Source organism: Paraburkholderia sp. C35, from assembly GCF_003121405.1.
Taxonomy (GTDB): Bacteria; Pseudomonadota; Gammaproteobacteria; order Burkholderiales; family Burkholderiaceae; genus Paraburkholderia.
This window is the reverse complement of sequence record NZ_QBUY01000033.1, coordinates 1-21,432: the sequence shown is the minus strand read 5'-3', so window position 1 is coordinate 21,432 and position 21,432 is coordinate 1. Positions and strand designations below refer to the sequence as shown.

Here is a 21,432-nt window from a genome sequence, read left to right as displayed (position 1 = left end):
CCGCTTCACGTCACGCCTCGCTCAGATCGACCAGCCGCCGTCGATCGCTACTTCCGCGCCCGTGATAAAGGCGCTATCCGCGCTCGCCAGGAACGCGACCAGCGTCGCTACTTCTTCAGGCGTGCCGTGACGCTTGAGCGGCGCTGCGTCCGCACCGATGCGATTGACCTCGTCGGTGTTCTCCTTGAGCATGTCGGTCGCGATGAAGCCGGGGTGCACGGAGTTCACGCGAATGCCATACGCAGCGAGTTCCGCCGCCGCCACCTTCGTCATGCCGCGCACCGCCCATTTCGTGCCGCTATATGCGACGGCGTTGGCAAAGCCGCGCAAGCCCGCAATCGACGAGATATTGATGATCACGCCGCCGCCCGTCTTTTTCATCGAGGCGGCTGCGTGCTTCATGCCAAGCAACGTGCCGAGCTGATTGACCTTGAACATCTTTTCGATCATCGCTTCGCTCGTTTCTTCAATCGGTGCGGGCCGGTACACGCCTGCGTTGTTGACGAGTACATCGCATCGGCCGAAACAACGCTCGGTTTCGGCGATGGCCGCCGACCAAGAGTGATCGCTCGTCACATCGTGATGCAGATAAATCGCGTGGCCGCCGAGTTGTGCGGCAAGCGCTTCGCCATCGGCATCGAGTACATCGGCGAGCACGACCTGTGCGCCTTCCGATACAAAACGGCGGGCTTCAGCCGCGCCCTGACCGCGCGCTGCGCCAGTGATGAAGACAACCTTGTGCTGGAATTTCATCGCGTATTCCTGAAGTTCATGGGTTCGCTCGAAATCGCGATGCGGTGCGCCTGCCTTGCACAAGCGCCGCGCGCATCGCGTTGCTTCTCATCGACTGATCAGCCTGCCGGCGCCAGCGCTGCTTCGTGAAAGCCCACGAAGCCGTTCTCCGCGATCTCCGTGCACTGTTTGAAGTACACGTCGGCCCCGCCCATATAGACGTTGAACTCTCTTGCCTTGCCGGGAATATTCGCGCCGAGGAACCACGCGTGCGCCGCCCCGCCTTGCGCCATGATCGTGGCCGAACCTGCCCGATGGACTTCGTGCGCCCACGCGTTTTCGGCCTCGACGGAAGATTCCATGCAAGCGATGCCATTCGTTTCCGCAAAGGCAACTGCACGCGACACCCAGCCGACCGCTTCCTGAATCGCCACGGGCAGATTCGCGTAAGGCGTTTGCGGGCCGAGAATCATGAAGAAGTTCGGAAAGCCGTTGACGGCCAGCCCCATGTTCGTCTTCAGGCCGTCCTTCCACTTGTCGCGCAGCACGAGACCATCGCGGCCGACAATATCGATGCGCGTCAGCGCGCCCGTCATCGCATCGAAGCCGGTCGCGAAGATCAGCACGTCGAGTTCGACATGCTGGTCACCGACACGCACGCCCGTTGCCGTGATCTCATCGATACCATTCGGGCGAATGTCGACGAGATGCACGTTGTCGCGATTGAAGGTCTCGTAGTAACCGTGGCCGCCCGGCGGGCGCTTGCCGTTGAACGGATAGTCCTTCGGGCACAGCAGTTCTGCCTTGAGCGGGTCTTTCACCGTCTCGCGAATCTTCTGGCGAATGAAATCGGACGCATAGGCATTCGACTCTTCATTGGTAGCGAGATCGTTGAACGTTTCGAGCATGAAATGGAAACCGCCCTCTTTCCAGCCTGCTTCGAACACACGCTCGCGTTCCTGCGCCGACACATCCTTTGCGCCAACGGAGGGTTTAGCGAACGGCACGGCGAAACCATGCGCGGTCGCCTGCTTGTGGATGTCGTCGTAGTTCGCGCGAATCTGCGTCATCCATTCGTCGTCGACGGCGTAGTTGCTGCTCGCGACCACGTAGTTCGGCGTGCGCTGGAACACGAACAGGTCTTTCACGACCGGCGCAATCACGGGCACGATCTGCACGCCCGATGCGCCGACACCGATCAGGCCCACGCGCTTGCCAGTCAGATCGACGCCTTCCTTCGGCCACGTGGCCGTCTGATAGATCGAGCCCTTGAACGACTGCACGCCCTTGATGTTCGGCACCGACGGTGTCGACAGCACGCCCATGCCGCTGATCAGATAGCGCGCCGTGTATGTCTCGCCCTGATCCGTCGTGACGTGCCACAGGTTAGCGTCTTCATCGAACTGTGCGCGGCTGATCTTCGTGTTGAAGGCAATGTCCTTGTTCAGATCGAGCTTTTGCGCGACGAACTCGAGATAACGCAGCACTTCAGGCTGCGCCGGATAGCGCTCGCTCCATTTCCATTCTTCACGCACTTCGCGCGAGAACGAAAACGAGTAGTAGTAAAACTCGCTGTCGGTACGCGCGCCGGGATAGCGGTTCCAGAACCAGGTGCCACCGACACCCGAAGCCGCTTCGAACACGCGGCTGCGCATGCCGAGTTCGTTCAGATGGTGCAGCATGCCGAGCCCTGAAAAACCCGCGCCGATGATCACTGCGTCGTAATGCGTGCCGCTGGTGGCGGCGCCCGTCGTGAGCTTGCTCATAGGTGTCTATCTCCTTCCATGAATGGTGTTGTGTGCGTTCGGCTCAAGCCGGAATGCGTGTGCTGCTTGCTTCTGTTTGCTGTGCGGTTTGCGGGTCTTTCCAGAACCACTGCGCAATCGCAGCGATCTCCGCATCGGCAGCGGGATGGCGTCCCGCGAGAAACGGATAGACGTGCTGCATGCCTTCGCCGACTGTCAGCGTCACATCGACATGCGCGCGCCGCGCGCGGGCTTCGAGCTGAACGCTGTCGTCGAGCAGCGACTCGACGGAGCCGGCATCGATATACAGGCGCGGAAAGCCGGTGAAATCCGCGTAGAGCGGATTGACGCGCGGGTCTCGCGGCGACACCTTGCCGCCCAGATAGCGATCGATGTTGGCCTGCAGGCCGGCGCGCGTGATGAGGAAATCGGTGGGATCGTTGCTGTCGATGGTCGCGCCGTTGTTTTCCATGTTCAGCCACGGCGACATCACGACAACCCGCTCCGGCAACGGACGGCGCTCACGCATGCGTTGCAGCACGAGGCTGACGGCGAGATTGCCGCCTGCACTGTCGCCAACGGGCGTGATCTGCGACGGCGCATAGCCCGCCTGAAGCAGCCCTTCGAACACAGCCGCGCCATCGTCCAGTTGCGCCGGGAACGGAGATTCGGGCGCGAGACGAAAGTCGACGATGAACGCCTTCACGCCAATCGCCTTCGCCAGATGCCCCACCATCTTGCGGTGACTCGCCGACGAACCCAGCGCAAAGCCGCCGCCGTGCAAAAACAGCAGCACGTGATCCGTTTTTGCATCGACCGGCGTCACCCACATGCCGGGGACATTGCCCACGCGTGACATGGCGTACGTCACGCCATCCGGTTCGACCGTTGCGCGCTGCCAGTCATCGAAGATGATGCGCAGCAGCTCGAGCGACATGTCCGGGTAGCGCGTCATCTCGGCTGCCCAGGTCGCATAGATTTCGCCCAGATAGTCGGTGGGACGCGGTTCACTGCGCACTTCAGTCATTTCGCCTCCTGATATGTCTCGTCTGTGTTGGTGTTTGCACCGCTGTACAAGGATGCAGATGTCCGGATTACAATAATCCCGTATTACGGTCATCGCGCCCGTGCTGATCCGCCTCTGCGCCTTGTGTCAGGCGTCGCAGCCGTGTTGCAGCGGGCTTATGGGCAAGATTAGTGGCGATGAAATCGCGCGTCTTGCAGATTTTTTCGCCATTACAGATTCCTGCAGAACATCGCTGGACCGTCCGTGTTGGCGAAATGAAAGGCGGTCACGCAGCGCGATCGCATAGCTCGTTTATACTTTTTGGGATCCGCGCGCCTTCATGGAAAGCATCAGCCGCTGGCGCGCCGGACCGATGCGGCATAGCCCCACAAAAAGGGGCAACGGAGACAAGCATGAGTGCAGACGCCTCGCAGCATCCCGCTAGCGGAATCGAACAGTTCCGCATCGTGAGTTGCGCAAGCGGCATTGATTATTGTGTGTCGAAATCTGGTCCGTATCTGCTGGATCTGGTGAATACGGCCGACGTGGTCTGCCTGCTGCTCGGCGATATCGTGTCCGATACGCGCTACGACGACGCACGGCCAAGCGCGCATATTTTCCGTGGCGAAACATCGGCGTTCCATCCGAAGGGCAGCCGCATGAGAATCGATGCACGCGAAGTGCGGCAACGCTTTATCGCGTTTCGCTATTCGGACGACTTTCAGCAGAACGTCTCCGAGCACGACTCGCAATTGCTCAGACGCAACGGCAGCATCGACAACATCGGCGCACAGGCCATCGCGCATCTCGCGCGTTACGCGCGGCAAAAGCTGAGCGGCGCGCAATTACTCGATCCATGGGAAGCGCAAAGTCTCGCGACACTCGCCTATATCGAAACCACGCGGCAACTCGAACGGCCCGACAAGGCACGCAAGATCGCGATGTCGAATGCCGAGTTTGCACGGATGGAAGCGTTCATTCTCTCCAACATCGCGGAGAGCCTGACGGTCGCTGAAATCGCCCAGGCAGTCGGGTTGCCCGTGCGTCTTATCGCCGATAGCGTGAAGAACCGCACGGGGTATTCGCTCTATCACATGGTCGTGGAGAAGCGCGTTGAGCTTGCGTCGCAGATGCTCCGCGAATCCGATACGCCCATCTCGGAGATCGCCTTTGCGTGCGGGTTTTCTTCGCAGCAGCATATGACAGGCATCTTCTCCGAGCGCCGCGGCATCACGCCGCTACGCATGAGAAAGTCCGATCAAGGCAATCTGGAATAAGCGCGGTTCGGTGCGCCGTTCTCTCCTCCGACAAAAGAGAATGTGTGCTTCGTCATATTTAACGATCTGGCGTCAAACAACATATCAAACAGCCCATCAAACAGACGTTTAACGGCGCAAGCGGTAATTCCGAAATACGCCTTTATGCCCGATGCGTAATATTTCCAGAATGCACCGCGTTATTACATTGCCTTTCGCATCGAGAAAATATTTCTCATCGGCATTATGCTATAACCGGAATGTGAGCCAAAACTAGCGATCTTTCCGATCTCAATACGTATGGCGTTTTACTATGTCGAGCCCGAAGTCGCTGGCGGCCTTGGAAAAGATACCGTGCTGGATTCAACCGTCCATCCGCCAACCGTCATCAAACTGCACTACCAGGTCATCAACTGGCTGGGCGATGCATTACTGGAGAGTTTCCCTGCGCTGATCATCACGCGTGAAGCGGCCCGTGCGCTGCATGAATCCGGCGCAAGCGGATTCGAATGCCGCGACGTTGAAATAACCGTGAGCGACTCCTTTAAAGAGATTTATCCCGAGCGGATATTGCCGGAATTTCACTGGCTGGCCGTCACAGGGAAGGCGGGACGCAATGATCTCGGCGTCGCGGACGATTCGCGGCTCGTCGTCTCCGAACGTGCGCTCGATGTACTCAAAACATTTGGCCTGAATAACGCTCTCGTCGACGACTACTGACGCTTACCCGCTCTTCGGAAAAGCCAAAGGCCCGTCTTGCGACGGGCCTCCGGTTGCCTTTTTTGAAGAACTGCGAAGAAGAACAACAGAGAACATCTACAGCGAAAACGTCAGAAGCGATACCCGACTGAAACGAATGACACGATAGGATCTATGTGCAGTTTCGACGTGCTCGTCACAGTGCCGACGCTCGAATGCGTGGTGAGCGTCGCGCGCGTCGAGAGCCACATATAGGACAGCGATACGCCCGCTGACCAGTGCTTATCGAAGTTATACGTAAAGCCCGCATTGATCACAGGCGCAAACGAATTGCTGAGCTTCGCCGATGTCGGACCTTCGAGCAGACTGCCCGTCGTCGATGAATAGAGAAACGCGCCGCTCGACATCGCCGAACTCAGCTTCACGCCGCTATACCAGACATAGGCCGCGCCCGCACCGAGGTATGGGCGGAAATGAGCTTGCGCATCGTTGAAGTAGTACTTCAGCAATAGCGTCGGGCTCCACTCATATGCCTTGCCCAGTTCGCCGAGCCCTGCGAGCGTGCCCGTGCCATCCAGTGTGAATTTTGGCGGTATGCCGAACACGCCCTCCACGGCGATGTGATCGGTGACGAAGTACGCCGCCGTCAAGCCAACCGTATCCGACCCGTCGACGCTCGCGCCCGATCCGCTTGCCGTCGTCGTCGATCCCAGCGCATTGATACTGAACGGCTGGCTCGACGACTGCGGCGCCAGATGGAACCAGCCGACGTTCGCGACGAAACTGCCTGCGCTCTGCGCATGCGCGGCCGTGCCCGTCAGAAGCGCGGCCGCAATGGCGATGGCACGCAATGGCCTCATCGATCTCCTCCTTTGTTGTGTGGGTCTGGAGGCGATTCTATGCGTACGATCGTGCTAATCGATATGCCGAGTCTGGTGAGTTGTCTCTGGAAATTCGTAAGGATTGACGCGGCTAGCCGGCCAGTTCGCGATGCAGCGCCAGATACTCTTGCGCGAGCTTGTGGCGCGGATCGAGGTGGATCACGGGCTTGGAATGCTGATGCGATTCCTTGATCTTGACCGATGACGACAGTCTCGAACCAAGCACGGGCAGCCCTTCGCTGACCAGTTCGTCGACCAGTTGCTGCGGCAGGCTCGCACGCGGCTGGAACTGGTTGATCACGATGCCCTCGACATGCAGCGCATCGTTATGGTCCTGCTGGATCTCACGCACGTTATCGAGCAGCGTATAAAGCGCGCGACGCGAGAAGTCGTCGCAGTCGAACGGAATCAGGCAGCGCTCGACCGCGATCAGCGCAGAACGTGTGTAGAAGTTCAGCGCAGGCGGCGTGTCGATGTAGATCGCGTCGTACATGTCCAGTTCGTTGAGCGCATCGCGCAGCTTGTAGATCTTGTAGCGCGATTCGAGCTTGCCGTGCAACGCATCGAGATCGGCATGCGCGGGCATGATGTCCAGGTTCTCGAAGGGCGTCGGATGAATGAACGAGGTCACGTCGATCGGCTTGAAGCTGAACGTCAATGCCGTTTCGAAGAAACTGGCGACCGTCGGGTTCGCTTCGCCTGCCCGCGAGCCGAGCAGATACTGGCTCGAATTGCCTTGCGCATCCAGATCGATGACGAGCGTACGCAAGCCTTCGCTGGCGCTGATCGCCGCCAGATTGCATACGATGGTCGATTTGCCGACACCACCTTTCTGATTGAATACGACGCGCCGCATATGTCCCCTCTTGCTGTCAATTGCCTGAAAACAGCCAGCATACCTCAGCCAGATTACCGGGCCGTGTGCGCCATAAAAGGCGCCGCGTCCGTCCATTCGTACGACGCGACGACTTCGCCTAGAATCGTTTCAGGCGTGTCGCAGAACACCCGCGCAACACCGGGCATCTGTGATACTGGATGGGCGCGAACCTTCGCGCCAACTGTCTTCAGGAGGTCATGATGAAAGCAGATGAAACAGGCGACCTGCGCGCCTTCGTGCAAACGGCTGAACAGGCAGGCGATTACGTTTGGGTGATCGCACTGGTCGATTTCGGTGCACGCGAAGTGAAGCGCGCCCTCGTCTCCGATGAAAAATACTCGACCCGCGCCGCCGCAAAAGACGCCGGCGATGCGCGCCTGAAAGCACTGACCGATGACCGCCACGCACACGCGTAATGCCAGGCCACCCGCCACGACGGGTGTGTCGATCCTCGTCTACGGCATCGGTGCCGCGCTGGCCGTCTATGTGGCCGTGCTGATCGCGCTGTATCTGATGCAGGACAGCATGCTGCTGCCCGAGCCCGTCGATGCCGGCCATTCGCTCGCGGGCCATCACGGCAGCTACGACGTCGAGCCGTGGCGCCCTGAGGGGCAGTATGCAGGCTATGTCGTCACGCCCGCTGCCGGCACGCCGCGCGGCACGTTCATCGTGTTTCACGGCAATGAGGAAGTCGCCGAGAACAAGCTGCCGCTTGCAGAAGTGTTCGCGCGCGATGGGTATCGCGTGGTGATCGTCGAATATCCGGGGCAAGGCCAGCGCGGTGGACAGCGCACCATGCTGGCGGCGCTCGCGGCATCGCGCGAGGCATTGACCGCGGCGCGCGCGCAATGGCACGGGCGCGTCTATCTGGTCGGCGAATCGCTCGGCGCGGGCATGGCGTCGCAAGCCGTCAGGAACAACGAAGACGCCGTTGCGGGCGTCGCGCTCATCACGCCATGGGACACGCTCGCCAGCGTCGCGGGTGAAAAATACTGGCTATTTCCCGTGCGCTGGATGCTGCACGATCCGTTCGATTCCATCGACGCACTCAAGCGCTATGAAGGACCGCTCGTGGTAGTCGGTGCGCAGCGGGATACGCTGATTCCCGTCGCCCATGCGCAGCGCCTCGCGGACATGCATCGCGGCGCGCAACTCGTGCTGCTGCCCGACGCGGATCACGAGAACTGGTTCGATACGATGCATGACGCGCAGTGGCAACAGGTGATGCGCGGGATGCACGCGGACTGAGCGCATCACGCACGCATCGCAACCATCAACCACGCTTTGCGGCGCGCGCTCACACGCCGCGCCTGCTCATCAATTCGTTGCGGATCAATGCGTGCAGATCTTCGGCACTCGGTTGCGTGCCCCAGCTGCTCGCGCCCGCCACCGATGCAATCGCAAACCACGAATGCGGCGGGAACCACTCCTGCACCATCGCGCCGTTCTGCCTCAGACACAGTTGCCCGGTGAGTTCGCTATATTCGGCGGACATCGACCTGCCGTTCGTCTGCACCGTCACGCAGATACCCTTCGACGACGGCGCTGCCTCGACGCTGACGGTCACGTCCTCGTCATCCAGATGCTCATTGGGTGCGCCCATCATCGACGTTGCCCGACTCGTGTGTGCCGATACGGATGCACGGAAATCTTCGCAGCGATCGTTGCTTTCATCATGTCCTCCCAGCTTTAGCTCTCGGGGGACACTCTATGCAAATCGCACCGCAAATATGTGTGCGTGTGTAAGCAAACGTGAATCCTGCCGCGCGATGCACGCATGCATGGGACAAGGTGTAACGCTGCCGTTCAATTGCCTTTCGGCCTGTGCGCCGATACAACACTTGCGCCGCCCATGCGTTATGCGCCCGCGATGAAAACATGCGCGCATCAATCGTCTATCACACAACACGACATCGGCTCACGCATGGAGACCCTGTGCATGCACCGTGAGCACGCTGTCACAGGGAGGTAACACCTTTGGGAATATCGTGTTGCCCGGAATGACGTTTCCTTTCCATTCCTTTCCAGCGTCGACGCCCCCGCGCCGCTGCGCCTTCGTGCGTCGTCTGCCTTCCAACGCGAGAACAAACGACATGTCGAACAAAAACGCCCCCGATACGACACCGGACGAACCGGACAACACGCAACCTGCTTCACAAGCTTCATCGAGCACGCAGTCCACCACCTTCTCGCGCCGCGGCTTTCTGAAGCTCGCGGGCGCGTCGGGCTTTGCGACGGCAGCCGGCACTTTCGCGGGCGCAGCGCGGGCCGATTCTGCAACGCCCGACGGCACGCCCGAGCAGGTCCATCTGACGTGGGGTGAAGATCCCACCAGTGAGGTGGTGGTGTCGTGGGCATCGCTGGCGGCCGCCTCGAATCCGCGCGTGCGCTTCGGCGCTACGGGCGACAAAAAGGACATCGTGCATGCCGTGCAGCGCACATACACGGACGGTCTGAACGGCGAAGTAGTGTTCACCTATCACGCGCGTCTGCATGGCCTGAAGGCGGACACAACCTATCAATACGAAGTCACCGCCGATAACGACAGCAGCACAGGCTCGCCGTTCTCCGCAACGTTCAGGACGGCGCCGCGCGGTCGCACGGCATTCCGCTTCACGAGCTATGGCGATCTCGCGACGCCCAACACCGGCTGGGTGCTGTCATCGCCGCAAAGCCGCTTTGCGGTGCAGGCCGTCGAGCGCTTTCAGCCGCTCTTTCACCTGCTGAACGGCGACCTCTGCTACGCGAACCTGAACCCGACGCAACAGCCTGAAGTGTGGCGCGATTTCGGCAACAACGCTCAATCTTCGGCGGCAAACCGTCCGTGGATGCCGTGCCCCGGCAATCACGAAATCGAATTCAACAATGGCCCGCAGGGCTTCGATTCGTATCTGACCCGCTACACGTTGCCGCATAACGGCACGCGTTTTCCGGGCCGCTGGTATAGCTTCCGCGTGAGTTCGGTGCTGTTCATTTCGCTCGATGCCGACGACATCGTCTATCAGGACGCAGCCGCTTTTGTCGCCGGTCCTGCACCGCTCGTCCCTGCCGCCAGCACGGGCAATCCCGCCATCGCGCCGGGCACGTCGTTCTATGTGCGCGGCTACAGCAACGGCGAGCAGACGCACTGGCTCGAAACCACGCTGCGCCATGCCGCCGATAACGACGACATCGACTGGATCGTCGTGCAGATGCATCAGGACGCGCTGAGTTCGTCGAAGACGGGCAATGGCTCCGACAAGGGTATCCGCGAAGCGTGGCTGCCCCTCTTCGACCGCTATGGCGTGGACCTCGTGCTATGCGGCCACGATCACGACTACGAACGCAGCTACCCTGTGCGCGGCTGCAACCATCATGCGGGCATCGACGCGACCACGGGCGAGAAAGTCGACACGCTGCAGCCGAAGCCGGTAGTGCATGCGCACGCGAGCAACGGCAACACGTTCGACACGAGTCACGGCACGATCCACCTGATTCTCGGCGGCGGCGGCACGAGCGCGCCGCTCGACGTGTATGGCGTCGATACGGGCAACGGCAATCCGCAGGCGAAGATCTTCACCAAGCCGAACCGGCCGATTCCCGGCACGACGGCAGGCACCTTCACGCGCGCCAACGCCGATGCGCTAGAAGATGCCATCTGGTCAGCACAGCGCGATACGGGCACGGGTTACGGCATCGCCGTGTTCGACTACGATCCCGGCTCGCATGGCGGCAAGACCACTATCACGATGAACTACTATCACGCGCCCGGTGCGGATCAGACGCCCACCGCGAACTACGAACTGTTCGAGACGATCACGCTGTCGAAGCACCGGCGCGGTTGAGCATCAGGTTCGCAGCGACGCCGCCAGCTTCGCGTAGGTGTTTTCGTCAGTGCGGTCGAAGTAAAGCGGCGTCACCGACACGCGTCCCGATGCGACTACAGCCGTTTCGCTATCGGGCGCGTTCTCGCGCGGACCGCGCTGAAAGCGCAGCCAGTGATACTCGAGGCCGCGCGGGTCGACTTGCGGCAGCACGTCGATGCCTTCCACCAGACCAACGCCCTGCTTCGTCGGCGTCAGCGGTCCCGCCTTCGCAGCATCGATATCGGGGAAATTGACGTTCAGGCAAACGGGTGCGTCGTGCTCGATGGCGAACAACTGGTGGATCACGCCGGGTGCGAGCGCGCGTGCCGTATCCCAGCGCACTTTCTCGCGGTCCTTGAAGGTCTGGCTCAATGCAATCGACGGCAGCCCGAGTAGCAGCCCTGTCATCGCTGCGCCGACAGTGCCGGAGAACATCGTCTCGACACCGAGGTTGCCGCCACGATTGATGCCGGAGAGAACCCACGTAGGCGGCGTGTCGCGCATCAGATGACGCGCTGCCATCACGACGCAATCGCCCGGCGTGCCCACTACGCCGAAGCGGCGCTCGCCCTGACGGCTCACACGCAACGGCGAATGCAGGCTGATCGAATGCGAGGTGCCGCTCTGATCGTGCTCGGGCGCGACGACCCAGACTTCATCGGCGAGTTCGGCGGCGACGGCTTCGAGCACGGCGAGGCCAGGGGCATCGATGCCATCGTCGTTGGTGAGGAGAACGCGGGGGACTTTGCGGAAAGAGGCGGACATGACGTGAAGGTATCGGTAACGGAGGGATGCCGTTACGCTACCACAAGCTGAACGGACGCCGCCCGTTCAGCTTTGATCATCACATCAGAAGCGGTGAATCACACCCAGGCCGAAAGCAAACTGGCTGGCCGACGATGCCGGCGTCGAATTGAAACCATCGCCGATGCTCGCGGTTGCATCGATGATCTGCCCCGCGCCATTCGTGCCGAGCGTCTTGCCGTTCGCGCGCTGATACGCTTCGAGAGCATACAGACCCGTGCGTTTGGACAGCGAGTAGTACTGCGAGAGGTTGAACTGCTGATACGACGCGCTATCCGTAATGCCGTTCGCACGCGTGGCACGCGTGTAGCTGTAGCCCGCTGCAAAATCCCACACCACGGTCGGCTTCCAGTGCAACACCGCACCGCCTGTGTTGAAGATCGCCGTATCGTGGAACTTCGAATTGATGCCAGGGATGTACTGCACGTTCGAATACGTCGCGGTGATGTCCCACGCGCTGTTGAACGTATAGCCGCCGCCGACCGCGAAACGCTGCTGCGCCTGCGCCGTCTGGTAGCCGTTCGTCAGCGCGGATACGCCGATCTGCGAGCCGCCGTTGGTGGTGGTCGAATCCGCGCCCCACGCGCCGCCGCCGGACGTCGAGTTGTTGATGCGCGAGAAGCCCACTGCAAGCCCGATCGGGCCGAGCGCGTACTGGATCGCCGTGGCCCATGTCGAACCCTGGTTCACGCTGCCCGCCACACCGCCGAGCGAATACGAGCCGCTCACCGTCAGACCATACAGCTTCGGCGACGTATATTCGAGCGTGTTGTTCGCGCGATAGATCGTGTCGAGTCCGTCGATATCGCCAGGGTGCGCGCCGTAAAAGCCGGTGATCCACGTCGTCGGGCTATACGGCGACAGCAACTGGTAATACGACGCGTACTGGCGGCCCGCCGTGAACGTACCGTAAGTCGGGTTCGTCACGCCGACATACGCAAGACGCCCGAACATCGCGTTGGTGTACTGCTGCGCGCCCGTCGATGAATTGAAGCCTGACTCCAGTTGAAAGATCGCCTTGGTGCCGCCGCCGAGATCTTCGCCGCCTTTCAGGCCGAAGCGGCTGCCTGCCCATACGCCCGGCGTCATCTTCACGGCGGAATGGCCATTGCTCGTCGATCCAAGCGAAGTCGAACTGCTTTGATACGCCAGCCCGTTATCGACAATACCGTAGAGCGTCACACTGCTTTGCGCGAACGCCGGCGCACTGCCAGCCAACGCAACCCCGATTGCCACTGCTTTCACGCTGCGGGTACTCCTCTTCATTCTTATGACCTCCATCCTTGCTGTTGTTGCTGCTGTTTAAGTTCTTTGAATTGCGCGGCTTGTGTTGTGTTTAGGTTGTGTACTCGCTCAGCTTCCGCTTGATCGTCAAGGCGAGCGGCACGGTAAAGAAGAAGTGCGACATGAAGCCGCCGATCACGACATTCGGATTCGTGTAATCAGGGTGGTTATCCGATGCGATGATGATGGCGACGTGCATCGCGATCCACGCGAGCACGGCATAAAAGAGCGCGACAAAGGTGGCTTCGTAGCCGCGCCGTTTGAAGTAAGGCCACACGGCTGCGAACAGCACGCCCCATGCAATCGCGAAGACAAAGTGAATGCATGTGCCGACGATATACGCCCACACGCCAATCGATTCCTGCACGGCCTTGCCAAAAACGAGGCCTGTCGCATTGCGCGGAATGCCTGTGAGCGGCTTCAGATGCTGAATGCCAACCCACACGACCGCCTCGTAAATCCAGATGATCATGGCGCCTAGCAGTCCTCCTGCAACGCCCGCGCGAAGCATGGCTGCAAAGTCCGGCCACGCTGACACGTCCAGCGCCGCATTGCCGCCCATCTGCTTTCCACCGATGCTGAAATTGCCGCTCATCTCAAGTCCCCTCATGTCGATATAGCGCTGAATGTGCTGCACGAGCCGATGGCACATGACCATCGGCGCAGTATTCAAACTTCGTTCAGACGTCCGCGACGGGACTCGTAATGAAGCGCAACGCAAAGCGGTTCATCACGATCGCGATGGCAGCGATCACGGCAGGCACCGCGAGCACCGAGCACACCGCCTCGAAGCTAAAGCCGAGCGACAGCAATGCACCGCCCACGAGCGAGCCGAGAATGCCGCCCAGCCGTCCAAAGCCCAGCATCCAGCTCACGCCCGTGGCGCGTGCACGTGTCGGATAGCAAGACGGTGCGAGTGCATTGAGGCCCGTTTGCGCGCCGCTCATGAAGAAGCCTGCACACGCGACCAGTACCGGCAGCACGCCCGATTTGAGCGTGCCCATGCCGAGCGCGAAGATGAACACGCCGCCCAGCAGATACGAGACGCCGATCACCGAATTGCGGTCCATGCGGTCCATTGCGAAGCCGACTGCCACGGCACCGACCGTGCCGCCCAGCTGGAACATCCCCGTGATGGCAGCAGCGCGTTCGACAGGCAGGCCTGCATCCTTGATGAGCGTGGGCAACCAGCCCGTCAGCAGATAGATGATCAACAGGCCCATGAAGTACGTGACCCACAGCATCAGCGTGCTCATGGCGTAGCCGTCGGCGAACAGCATGCGCACGGGCGCTTTGGCCGCGACAACAGGTTCGGGTGCGGTGAAACGCACGTCGTCGTCGAAACGGTGTCCGCAAACGCGGCCCAGCGTGCGCGCAATGCGCTCCGTGGTGGCCTTGCGCACCAGCAGCAGACGTGCCGATTCAGGCAGCAGCCACAGCAGCAGCGGCACGCTGACGACAGGCAGAATGCCGCCGAACATGAACACCGCGCGCCAGCCGAAATGCGGAATCAGCCACGCGGCGATAAAGCCGCCTGCGCCCGAGCCGAAATTAAAGCCGGTAAACATGATGGTCAGCAGCAGCGAACGGCTGCGCGACGGCACGTACTCGGAGAGCAGCGTGGTCGAGTTCGGCATCGCGGCACCGAGGCCGAGGCCCGTGAGAAAGCGCAGCATCACGAGCGCAGTAGGCGTCTCCGCGAACGCGCACAGCAGGCTGAAAAGGCCAAAGCAGAACACCGAGCCGATCAACACCTTCTTGCGTCCAACGCGGTCGGCCATCGGCCCGGCGACCAGCGCGCCGACCGCGAGACCGACCATCGCCGCGCTCATCACCGGGCCGAAGGCCGCACGGCTCACGCTCCAGTCGTGCATGATGACGGCCGCAACGAAGCCCATCACAGCCGTGTCCAGCCCGTCCATGGTGACGATCCAGAAGCACAGTACAAGCACGAGCCACTGGTACGCCGACATCTTGCGTGCGTCGATAAACGCCTTGATGTCGACTGATTCTGCAGGTTTCATACAAGTCTCCGAAAAAAGGTTCCCCGCCCCGGGGCTTCTGTCGAAGCCGGGGTCTTGTTGTGGCGAAGGAGAAAAACGACGACGGAAGCGTCAGCTGCGTGGCTCGCTACATCGCTTCTGGCACCCGTGGCGTCGTGTCGAACGTTTCCGATGTTTCGCTGCGCATGCTGGCTTATAGGCCGACGGGCTGCTGTCTCGCGTGCTCCCGAAATCGCAACCATCCTGGGACACGAAGATAGCGAAGCGCGCCAGTTGCAAGGTAGTGCGGGTAAACCACATGAAAGCCTGGTCAGAATCGGTAAGACAGGCGTGTTCATGGCGTTCAGGCGCATCCGATCGTGCCCGGCGCCGCGCCAGATCAAGCCTTCCGGCACGCATCCACTCAGCCGTGCATGCCCGTTCACGCATCGCCGGACGCACACGCCGATAAACAGAACAGATGGCAAGCGAATCAAGTCGCAATGCGCTGTGACAGCGTTGTAGCGCGAGCGATAGCGCCGTTATACTGACCAGCCGATGAGCAGAAACACATGAACGGGACAACGGCAGTGCGCACTTTCCAGCGGTGTATCGCGTGAGCAGCAAAGACCTGCTCAACATCGCGCAGTTGCGCGCCTTCAAACTCGTCGCCGACACGGGCAGCGCCACGCGTGCGGCTTCCGCACTGTTTCGTGCGCAATCGGCTGTGACGCGCTCGGTGCAGGAACTCGAGGCGGCACTCGGCGAGCCGCTATTCGATCGCAAGCCTTCGGGCATGTTGCCGACGCCCGTCGGCCGCGCGGTGCTGAATCGCTGCGAACGGCTTTTCGCGGAACTGGAAGAACTCGCACAATGGTGCGCCGCGCGTCAGGCGCGCCGCCGCCCTGCCGCCGAAGGTTCGTTGCCCGCGTATCTGCTCAATACGCGGCGGCTGCAACTGTTCACGGCGCTCGCGCGGCATCGGCATATGCCGAGCGCGGCGAAGGCGTTCGGCATCAGCCAGCCTGCGGTGAGCACCGCGATTCGCGTGCTCGAAAGCGGCTCGGGGCTGCAACTGTTCCATCGCAGCCCGCGCGGCATCCTGTTGACCACGGAAGGCGAAACCTTCCTGCTGCACGTGCGCCGCGCATTGAACGAACTGCGCCACGTACCCGACGATATCGCCGCGTTGCACGGCTACATTCAGGGCGCGGTGACGGTCGGCGCGCTGCCGCTCGGACGCACGCTGATCCTGCCCAAAGCGATTGCGAGCATGAGCGCGAAGCATCCAGGCGTGCGCATCATCACTGATGAAAGTGCGTACGAAACGCTGGTCGCCGCATTGCGTGCCGGCGATATCGACTTTATTCTCGGCGCGCTGCGCGAGAACGATGCATCGAGTGGCCTGATGAACGAGCGTCTGATGTCGGAAGACATGGTCGTGCTGGCGCGCCGCACACATCCTCTTGCGAAGGCACGCGGCCTGACCGTCGCCGATCTGCAGGACATGCAATGGATCGTGCCGCGCAGCCACGCACCCGCGCGCGGCCTGTTCGAAGCGCAGTTCAGGCGCGTGAAGCTGAAGCCGCCGATGCCATCCGTCGAAACGGCCGACCTTGCCGTGATTCGCGGCCTGCTGCTCGGCACGGATATGCTCGCGGCCTTATCTGCGCAGCAGTTGCACTACGAATGCCAGTCGGGAGAACTGGTGGTGCTCGACGTGAAGCTGCACAACACACGGCGCGAGATCGGCCTCACGATGCGCGCAGCGGGCACGCCGTCACCGGCGGCGCGTGCGTTGATCGACGCGATCCGGCTTGCTGTCGTGGATGTGACGCGCGCGATCAGCATGGCGGAAGCATGAGCGCGGCCTGATCGTTTCCGGTCACGCTCACGCGGCACAGATGCCTGGATTGAAGCGCCCTTGCAGAACGCAAGGGCGCACGCTGGCTACATCATTCAACGACGTGCGCGCGCGAAGCGGCACCAGCTATGGTGATCGAGGTTCTTCAATAACTCCGCGCGCAGACGCTCGCGACGGTAATGCTGCACCATCGACAGCAACGCAATCAACAGCACGGATGCTCCAAGTGCAGTCACGATCCATGTTTCGTTCATTGCCATCCCCTGTAGCAACTACGCCTGTACCTCGCACGCAGTTCTAGAGCGGGCACTGACCGGCCTTCGGACAACTGCCGGCATAGGTGCACTGCTCGAAAACCAGTTCGCGGTAGCGGCCCGCATCGCGGTCCGCAGGCGTACGCGGCCCAAAAGTCCGGTTCACGACCACCACCCGATTCGTGCACCGGCATTGATACAACTGTTGTTTTGTCTCCACCACTTCTTCCTTGTCGGACCCTGCGCCGTTATCGGCTGTATGTGAGCGGGTCCATGTTCTTGCGAATCGCGTTGATCCAGAATCAGTTCATATGCTGGCCGCCGTTCACGGCCAGGTTTGCGCCCGTAATGAAACCCGCATCGTCCGAGCAGAGGAACGCCACGAGCGCCGCCACTTCTTCCGGCTTGCCGAGCCGGCCAGCGGGAATCTGCGGCAGGATCTTCGTATCGAGAATCTCTTGCGGAATGGCCGTGACCATTTTCGTGGCGAGATAACCCGGCGAGATCGTGTTGACAGTCACGCCCTTGCGCGCCACTTCGAGCGCCAGCGCCTTCGTGAAACCGTGCATGCCCGCTTTGGCTGCCGAGTAGTTGGTCTGCCCCACCGATCCCTTCGAGCCGTTCACCGAAGAGATATTGATCACCCGTCCCCAGCCGCGCTCCATCATCATTTCGCACACGGGCTTGGTCATGTTGAAGACCGAGTCCAGGTTGGTGCGCATGACGGCATCCCAGTTCACCTTGTCGAGCTTGCGCAGCGTCATGTCGCGCGTGATGCCGGCATTGTTGACGAGGATGTCGACGGGACCGATCTCTGCCGTGATCTTCGCGATGCATGCGTAACACGAGTCGTAATCGGCGACATCGACGGGATAGGCATAGAACGCGCGGCCCGCGGCTTCCATCGTGGCGAGCCATTCGTCCTGGCACGTATTGCCCGGCGAGCATGTCACCACCACGCGATAGCCGGCGTCGTGCAGACGGATGCTGATAGCCTCACCCAATCCGCCCCTCCCGCCCGTTACCACAGCAATTCGATTAGTCATCCTTTACACCTGTCAGTCGTTCATTGCGAAACTTCCCGATCGTCAACTGGCTGGTTCGCATGTGCAGCCGTTGACTGGTCTCCCCGACTGATCCATTTCTCTCGCCGCCTGCTGCGGCGCGCGTGTCGCGATTCGATGCAGCGTCGCGTGTCGGTGGAAATCTGGCGTATGTCTGTGCTTTAGGTGAATTGATCGACAACCGCTGTGCCGGGACGCGCGGCGTGCGCGATGGCGTCTTCGGTCTGTTGCTGCGCGAGCGCTTCAGGCGTCGACGCGGCGCCGAGCGCCGTCGCGACAGCCGAGGTCACGGCCGATGCAGCCGCTTGCGTGCGGCTCTGGAATGTGTCGACGACGGAGCGCAGATGGAGGTCGTTGGTTTTCGCTTGTGTTTGTCCGACTTCCTGCAGCGCGACGTTCATGCGCGACACGATCTGGCCGAACTGCTGGCCATACGCCGCGCATAGCGCGACAAACTGATTCGCTGCATCCGACTGGATAGCGAACACGTCCGTCACGCTGCGAGCACTGCCGATCGTGCTCAGTGCCTTCAATGCTTCGCCGTTGAACTGGCTGATCATCTGTAAATTCAGTGCTGCAATGGATTGCGCTTCCCGAACAGCGGGAATGGCCCAGGCGTGGAGAGCGGAGATGCCAGGCTCCCACGCCGATATGACACCTACGGAATTCCGAGTGTTCATTGACGTGACTCCGTTAGTCAAACTAATTAGCTTATTGCCACATGCACAGCGGGGCCGCACCGTGTCATGCGAATAGCATGGATGTTCGCAACCGTTCGTTCTTTGTGCGAAGCACCATTAGAAGCGCCATTCTAAACACATCATTTGACAATCATTAACCATTGTTCCGTAGGTAGTTACCCTATGTTTTTAACACTTTATCCCAACTATTGGGTAAATCGAAGCTGATTACGATTCAGCCGACGACTAAAGATGCATCCCGTAAGTATCGGGAATGGCGCGATCCTCATCCGACAAGTACGGATTGTCGATACGGATAATTCGCCGCCCTGCCAGGTTCACGCGCTTCAAACACGCCGCGCATCTCCCCATCACACGCGTGTAGCGGCAGCCGCAACACGCGACACCCCTTGCAACAGGATCGTCCTAGCCATCGCGCGGCGCACATGCCAGAGTGGCGCACGTATCCCAGCCAGAGGAATCCTTCGTGTCTGCGCCCGAACCGCTTTCCACGTCTGCTGCCGTCACCTTCCGGCCCTTCACGCGCGACGACATCGCCGCTGCGCATGCGCTGTCGCTCGAAGTCAAATGGCCGCATCGCGCCGACGATTGGCGCTTCGTCGCCGACGCAGGCAGCGGCTTCGTCGCGCTGGACGCGGGTCGACTCGTCGGCACGGGGCTGTGCTGGCAGTATGGAGAGCACGGCGCGTCGCTAGGCATGGTGATCGTCGCGCCGGACCAGCAAGGCCGTGGCATCGGCCGCGAACTGATGGAGTGTCTGCTCGGCGCGCTCGGCTCGCGGATCACGGTGCTGCATGCCACGCCAGCCGGTCAGCCGCTTTACGAAAAGCTCGGCTTCAGTGCGATCGGCACGATCCATCAGCATCAGTCTGCGGACTTTCATGTGCCGCAGGTTTCGCTCGACGCGGCTGAGCAACTGCGCCCGCTGCAATCGGCCGACACGCCCCGCCTGATCGAACTCGCAACACGCGCGAGCGGACTGGACCGCGGCGCGTTGCTGCCCGCGTTGCTCGGCGTGGCGCAAGGCATGGCGATCGAACGCGACGGCGAGGTGCTCGGCTTTGCGTTGCTGCGCCCGTTTGGGCGTGGCCATGCAATCGGCCCTGTGGTCGTCGAGGCCGGTCCGGATGACGTCGATGGCGACGCCACGCGCCGTGCGCAGGCCTTGATCGCCGCTTGCCTCGCGGCGAACGCGGGCGCATTCACCCGCATCGACACACCCGGCGACAGCGGCCTGTCGGCCTGGCTCGAAACGCTGGGCATGAAACGCGTCGACACGGTGGTCAAGATGTCCCGCAACGGCACCCCAGCCAGCGACGCTTCCATCCGGCAGTTCGCCATCGTCAATCAGGCACTCGGTTAAATCATGACGCTTCTCTACAAGGCCGATCCCGAACGCGGCAAGCAATGGGCACAACACTTCGCGCAGAAGGCGCCCGACATTCCCTTTCGACTGTGGCCGGACATCGGCGATCCGGCGGACGTGCGTTATCTGGCCGCCTGGCAGCCACCCGAAGATCCCGCCCGCACGCTGCCGAATCTCGAAGTGATTTTTTCGGTGGGCGCGGGCATCGACCAGTTCGATCTGACGCGGGTGCCGCCGCACATCGCCGTGGTACGGATGATGGAGCCGGGGATCGTCGAGGGGATGGTCGAGTATGTGACGCAAGCGGTGCTGACCATTCATCGCGATCTGTTCGACTATGGCTTGCAGCAGCAACAGCGCGTGTGGCGCGAGATGCCCGTGCGGGCGGCTTCGACACGACGCGTCGGGGTGCTGGGGCTCGGCATGCTCGGCACGGCTGTGCTGGAGCGTTTGCGGCTGTTTGGGTTTCCGTGTGCCGGGTGGAGCCGGTCGGCGCACCAGATTGAAGGTGTCGAGTGCTTTGCCGGCCTCGATACGCTCGATGCGTTTCTCGCCCGCACCGACGTGCTGATTTGCCTGTTGCCGTTGACGGATGCCACGCGCGGCATGCTCGACGGGCGCGTGTTCGGCATGCTGCCGAAAGGGGCGTCGTTTATCAATGTCGGGCGTGGACCGCAGGTCGTGCAGCAGGATCTGCTCGATGCGCTCGATAGCGGGCAATTGCTGAATGCCATTCTCGATGTGACGGATCCGGAGCCTTTGCCTGCGGCGCATCCTCTTTGGACTCATCCGAGGGTCAGGATTACGCCTCATATTGCCAGCGCGACTCGGCCCGAAACAGCTGTCGATGTCGTGCTGGACAATATTCGCCGGTGGCGGGACGGTGTACCGATGATTGGTCAGATCGATCGCAGCCGCGGGTATTAGGTTTTTTTTGCTGTCTTTTGCGCCTTTTTGGGGTTGATGGCATCCGCGGTTTGGTGTCGGTACTTCACGCGTCGCCCCTGTGCGGGGCAGCACCTACTTTTCTTTGCCGCGGCAAAGAAAAGTAGGCAAAAGAAAGCCGCTGAAC

At 61.2% G+C, this 21,432-nt stretch carries 21 protein-coding genes; 8 read left to right on the top strand and 13 right to left on the bottom strand.

Annotation, left to right across the window (positions count from 1 at the left end; all coding sequences use genetic code 11):
• Positions 1 to 21: 21 nt before the first annotated feature.
• From DK391_RS20515 to DK391_RS20505, 3 genes are all read right to left on the bottom strand, one after another.
• A complete protein-coding gene (locus DK391_RS20515; RefSeq protein WP_109479810.1) occupies positions 22 to 753 on the bottom strand; it encodes a glucose 1-dehydrogenase in 732 nt (243 codons plus the stop codon).
• A gap of 98 nt (positions 754 to 851) precedes the next feature.
• On the bottom strand, positions 852 to 2,498 hold the full coding sequence (locus DK391_RS20510; protein WP_109479809.1) for an NAD(P)/FAD-dependent oxidoreductase: 1,647 nt from the start codon (positions 2,496 to 2,498) through the stop codon (positions 852 to 854).
• A 43-nt stretch (positions 2,499 to 2,541) separates the two neighbouring features.
• Positions 2,542 to 3,504, bottom strand: coding sequence for an alpha/beta hydrolase (locus tag DK391_RS20505; protein ID WP_109479808.1), 963 nt, complete (start codon positions 3,502 to 3,504; stop codon positions 2,542 to 2,544).
• Between the two features lie 392 nt (positions 3,505 to 3,896).
• Between DK391_RS20505 and DK391_RS20500 the strand changes: the two genes are divergently transcribed.
• Together DK391_RS20500 and DK391_RS20495 are read left to right on the top strand one after the other, a co-directional pair.
• Positions 3,897 to 4,760: an AraC family transcriptional regulator gene (locus DK391_RS20500; protein ID WP_109479807.1), complete on the top strand. Its 864-nt coding sequence runs from the start codon at positions 3,897 to 3,899 to the stop codon at positions 4,758 to 4,760.
• Between the two features lie 279 nt (positions 4,761 to 5,039).
• Positions 5,040 to 5,459: a hypothetical protein gene (locus tag DK391_RS20495; RefSeq protein WP_109479806.1), complete on the top strand. Its 420-nt coding sequence runs from the start codon at positions 5,040 to 5,042 to the stop codon at positions 5,457 to 5,459.
• 110 nt (positions 5,460 to 5,569) lie between these two features.
• Here the strand turns inward: DK391_RS20495 and DK391_RS20490 are convergent, their stop codons facing one another.
• Positions 5,570 to 6,298, bottom strand: coding sequence for an OmpW family outer membrane protein (locus DK391_RS20490; RefSeq protein WP_109479805.1), 729 nt, complete (start codon positions 6,296 to 6,298; stop codon positions 5,570 to 5,572).
• A 112-nt stretch (positions 6,299 to 6,410) separates the two neighbouring features.
• The gene (locus DK391_RS20485; protein ID WP_109479804.1) at positions 6,411 to 7,175 is read right to left on the bottom strand and encodes a ParA family protein; all 765 of its coding nucleotides are present in this window, start codon (positions 7,173 to 7,175) and stop codon (positions 6,411 to 6,413) included.
• A gap of 221 nt (positions 7,176 to 7,396) precedes the next feature.
• Here DK391_RS20485 and DK391_RS20480 point away from each other — a divergent pair, with 221 nt between their 5' ends.
• Both DK391_RS20480 and DK391_RS20475 read left to right on the top strand, forming a co-directional pair.
• Complete coding sequence (locus DK391_RS20480; RefSeq protein WP_109479803.1) at positions 7,397 to 7,612, top strand: hypothetical protein; 216 nt, start codon at positions 7,397 to 7,399, stop codon at positions 7,610 to 7,612.
• The gene (locus tag DK391_RS20475) at positions 7,590 to 8,444 is read left to right on the top strand and encodes an alpha/beta fold hydrolase (RefSeq protein ID WP_109479802.1); all 855 of its coding nucleotides are present in this window, start codon (positions 7,590 to 7,592) and stop codon (positions 8,442 to 8,444) included. The genes DK391_RS20480 and DK391_RS20475 overlap by 23 nt, the downstream gene beginning before the upstream one ends.
• 49 nt (positions 8,445 to 8,493) lie before the next feature.
• Here the strand turns inward: DK391_RS20475 and DK391_RS20470 are convergent, their stop codons facing one another.
• Complete coding sequence (locus tag DK391_RS20470) at positions 8,494 to 8,799, bottom strand: hypothetical protein (RefSeq protein ID WP_109479860.1); 306 nt, start codon at positions 8,797 to 8,799, stop codon at positions 8,494 to 8,496.
• Between the two features lie 490 nt (positions 8,800 to 9,289).
• On the opposite strand from DK391_RS20470, the gene DK391_RS20465 reads away from it, so the two are divergent.
• Positions 9,290 to 11,020 carry a metallophosphoesterase family protein gene (locus DK391_RS20465; RefSeq protein WP_109479801.1) on the top strand — a complete coding sequence of 577 codons (1,731 nt, stop codon included), beginning with the start codon at positions 9,290 to 9,292 and terminating at the stop codon, positions 11,018 to 11,020.
• Positions 11,021 to 11,023: 3 nt separating this feature from the next.
• On the opposite strand, the gene surE is transcribed toward DK391_RS20465, so the two are convergent.
• The 4 genes from surE to DK391_RS20445 all read right to left on the bottom strand — a co-directional run bounded on the left by surE (position 11,024) and on the right by DK391_RS20445 (position 15,153).
• Positions 11,024 to 11,806: a 5'/3'-nucleotidase SurE gene (surE, locus tag DK391_RS20460; protein WP_109479800.1), complete on the bottom strand. Its 783-nt coding sequence runs from the start codon at positions 11,804 to 11,806 to the stop codon at positions 11,024 to 11,026.
• 84 nt (positions 11,807 to 11,890) lie between these two features.
• On the bottom strand, positions 11,891 to 13,111 hold the full coding sequence (locus tag DK391_RS20455; RefSeq protein WP_109479799.1) for a porin: 1,221 nt from the start codon (positions 13,109 to 13,111) through the stop codon (positions 11,891 to 11,893).
• 70 nt (positions 13,112 to 13,181) lie between these two features.
• The gene (locus DK391_RS20450) at positions 13,182 to 13,724 is read right to left on the bottom strand and encodes a hypothetical protein (RefSeq protein ID WP_109479859.1); all 543 of its coding nucleotides are present in this window, start codon (positions 13,722 to 13,724) and stop codon (positions 13,182 to 13,184) included.
• Positions 13,725 to 13,809: 85 nt separating this feature from the next.
• On the bottom strand, positions 13,810 to 15,153 hold the full coding sequence (locus DK391_RS20445) for an MFS transporter (RefSeq protein ID WP_109479798.1): 1,344 nt from the start codon (positions 15,151 to 15,153) through the stop codon (positions 13,810 to 13,812).
• Between the two features lie 574 nt (positions 15,154 to 15,727).
• Between DK391_RS20445 and DK391_RS20440 the strand changes: the two genes are divergently transcribed.
• A complete protein-coding gene (locus DK391_RS20440) occupies positions 15,728 to 16,975 on the top strand; it encodes a LysR family transcriptional regulator (protein ID WP_109479858.1) in 1,248 nt (415 codons plus the stop codon).
• Positions 16,976 to 17,070: 95 nt separating this feature from the next.
• Here DK391_RS20440 and DK391_RS44930 read toward each other — a convergent pair whose 3' ends face one another.
• From DK391_RS44930 to DK391_RS20430, 3 genes are all read right to left on the bottom strand, one after another.
• Complete coding sequence (locus DK391_RS44930) at positions 17,071 to 17,229, bottom strand: hypothetical protein (RefSeq protein ID WP_204117403.1); 159 nt, start codon at positions 17,227 to 17,229, stop codon at positions 17,071 to 17,073.
• Positions 17,230 to 17,531: 302 nt separating this feature from the next.
• The gene (gene phbB, locus DK391_RS20435; RefSeq protein WP_109479797.1) at positions 17,532 to 18,275 is read right to left on the bottom strand and encodes an acetoacetyl-CoA reductase; all 744 of its coding nucleotides are present in this window, start codon (positions 18,273 to 18,275) and stop codon (positions 17,532 to 17,534) included.
• Between the two features lie 179 nt (positions 18,276 to 18,454).
• A complete protein-coding gene (locus tag DK391_RS20430; protein WP_109479796.1) occupies positions 18,455 to 18,973 on the bottom strand; it encodes a phasin family protein in 519 nt (172 codons plus the stop codon).
• A gap of 487 nt (positions 18,974 to 19,460) precedes the next feature.
• Here DK391_RS20430 and DK391_RS20425 point away from each other — a divergent pair, with 487 nt between their 5' ends.
• Positions 19,461 to 20,357: a GNAT family N-acetyltransferase gene (locus tag DK391_RS20425; RefSeq protein ID WP_109479795.1), complete on the top strand. Its 897-nt coding sequence runs from the start codon at positions 19,461 to 19,463 to the stop codon at positions 20,355 to 20,357.
• A gap of 3 nt (positions 20,358 to 20,360) precedes the next feature.
• Entirely contained in the window at positions 20,361 to 21,287 is a 927-nt protein-coding gene (locus DK391_RS20420; protein WP_109479794.1) for a glyoxylate/hydroxypyruvate reductase A, read from the top strand.
• Positions 21,288 to 21,432: the final 145 nt, after the last annotated feature.

Bases quoted from the DNA above. Each gene is read 5' to 3' on its own strand.
- DK391_RS20495 (WP_109479806.1), top strand. From the start codon at position 5,040: ATGGCGTTTTACTATGTCGAGCCCGAAGTCGCTGGCGGCCTTGGAAAA.
- DK391_RS20505 (WP_109479808.1), bottom strand. From the start codon at position 3,504: ATGACTGAAGTGCGCAGTGAACCGCGTCCCACCGACTATCTGGGCGAA.
- DK391_RS20430 (WP_109479796.1), bottom strand. From the start codon at position 18,973: ATGAACACTCGGAATTCCGTAGGTGTCATATCGGCGTGGGAGCCTGGC.
- DK391_RS20475 (WP_109479802.1), top strand. From the start codon at position 7,590: ATGACCGCCACGCACACGCGTAATGCCAGGCCACCCGCCACGACGGGT.
- phbB (WP_109479797.1), bottom strand. From the start codon at position 18,275: ATGACTAATCGAATTGCTGTGGTAACGGGCGGGAGGGGCGGATTGGGT.
- DK391_RS20510 (WP_109479809.1), bottom strand. From the start codon at position 2,498: ATGAGCAAGCTCACGACGGGCGCCGCCACCAGCGGCACGCATTACGAC.
- DK391_RS20485 (WP_109479804.1), bottom strand. From the start codon at position 7,175: ATGCGGCGCGTCGTATTCAATCAGAAAGGTGGTGTCGGCAAATCGACC.
- DK391_RS20480 (WP_109479803.1), top strand. From the start codon at position 7,397: ATGAAAGCAGATGAAACAGGCGACCTGCGCGCCTTCGTGCAAACGGCT.
- DK391_RS44930 (WP_204117403.1), bottom strand. From the start codon at position 17,229: ATGAACGAAACATGGATCGTGACTGCACTTGGAGCATCCGTGCTGTTG.
- DK391_RS20465 (WP_109479801.1), top strand. From the start codon at position 9,290: ATGTCGAACAAAAACGCCCCCGATACGACACCGGACGAACCGGACAAC.
- DK391_RS20515 (WP_109479810.1), bottom strand. From the start codon at position 753: ATGAAATTCCAGCACAAGGTTGTCTTCATCACTGGCGCAGCGCGCGGT.
- DK391_RS20420 (WP_109479794.1), top strand. From the start codon at position 20,361: ATGACGCTTCTCTACAAGGCCGATCCCGAACGCGGCAAGCAATGGGCA.
- DK391_RS20490 (WP_109479805.1), bottom strand. From the start codon at position 6,298: ATGAGGCCATTGCGTGCCATCGCCATTGCGGCCGCGCTTCTGACGGGC.
- DK391_RS20450 (WP_109479859.1), bottom strand. From the start codon at position 13,724: ATGAGCGGCAATTTCAGCATCGGTGGAAAGCAGATGGGCGGCAATGCG.
- DK391_RS20445 (WP_109479798.1), bottom strand. From the start codon at position 15,153: ATGAAACCTGCAGAATCAGTCGACATCAAGGCGTTTATCGACGCACGC.
- DK391_RS20455 (WP_109479799.1), bottom strand. From the start codon at position 13,111: ATGAAGAGGAGTACCCGCAGCGTGAAAGCAGTGGCAATCGGGGTTGCG.
- surE (WP_109479800.1), bottom strand. From the start codon at position 11,806: ATGTCCGCCTCTTTCCGCAAAGTCCCCCGCGTTCTCCTCACCAACGAC.
- DK391_RS20470 (WP_109479860.1), bottom strand. From the start codon at position 8,799: ATGGGCGCACCCAATGAGCATCTGGATGACGAGGACGTGACCGTCAGC.
- DK391_RS20500 (WP_109479807.1), top strand. From the start codon at position 3,897: ATGAGTGCAGACGCCTCGCAGCATCCCGCTAGCGGAATCGAACAGTTC.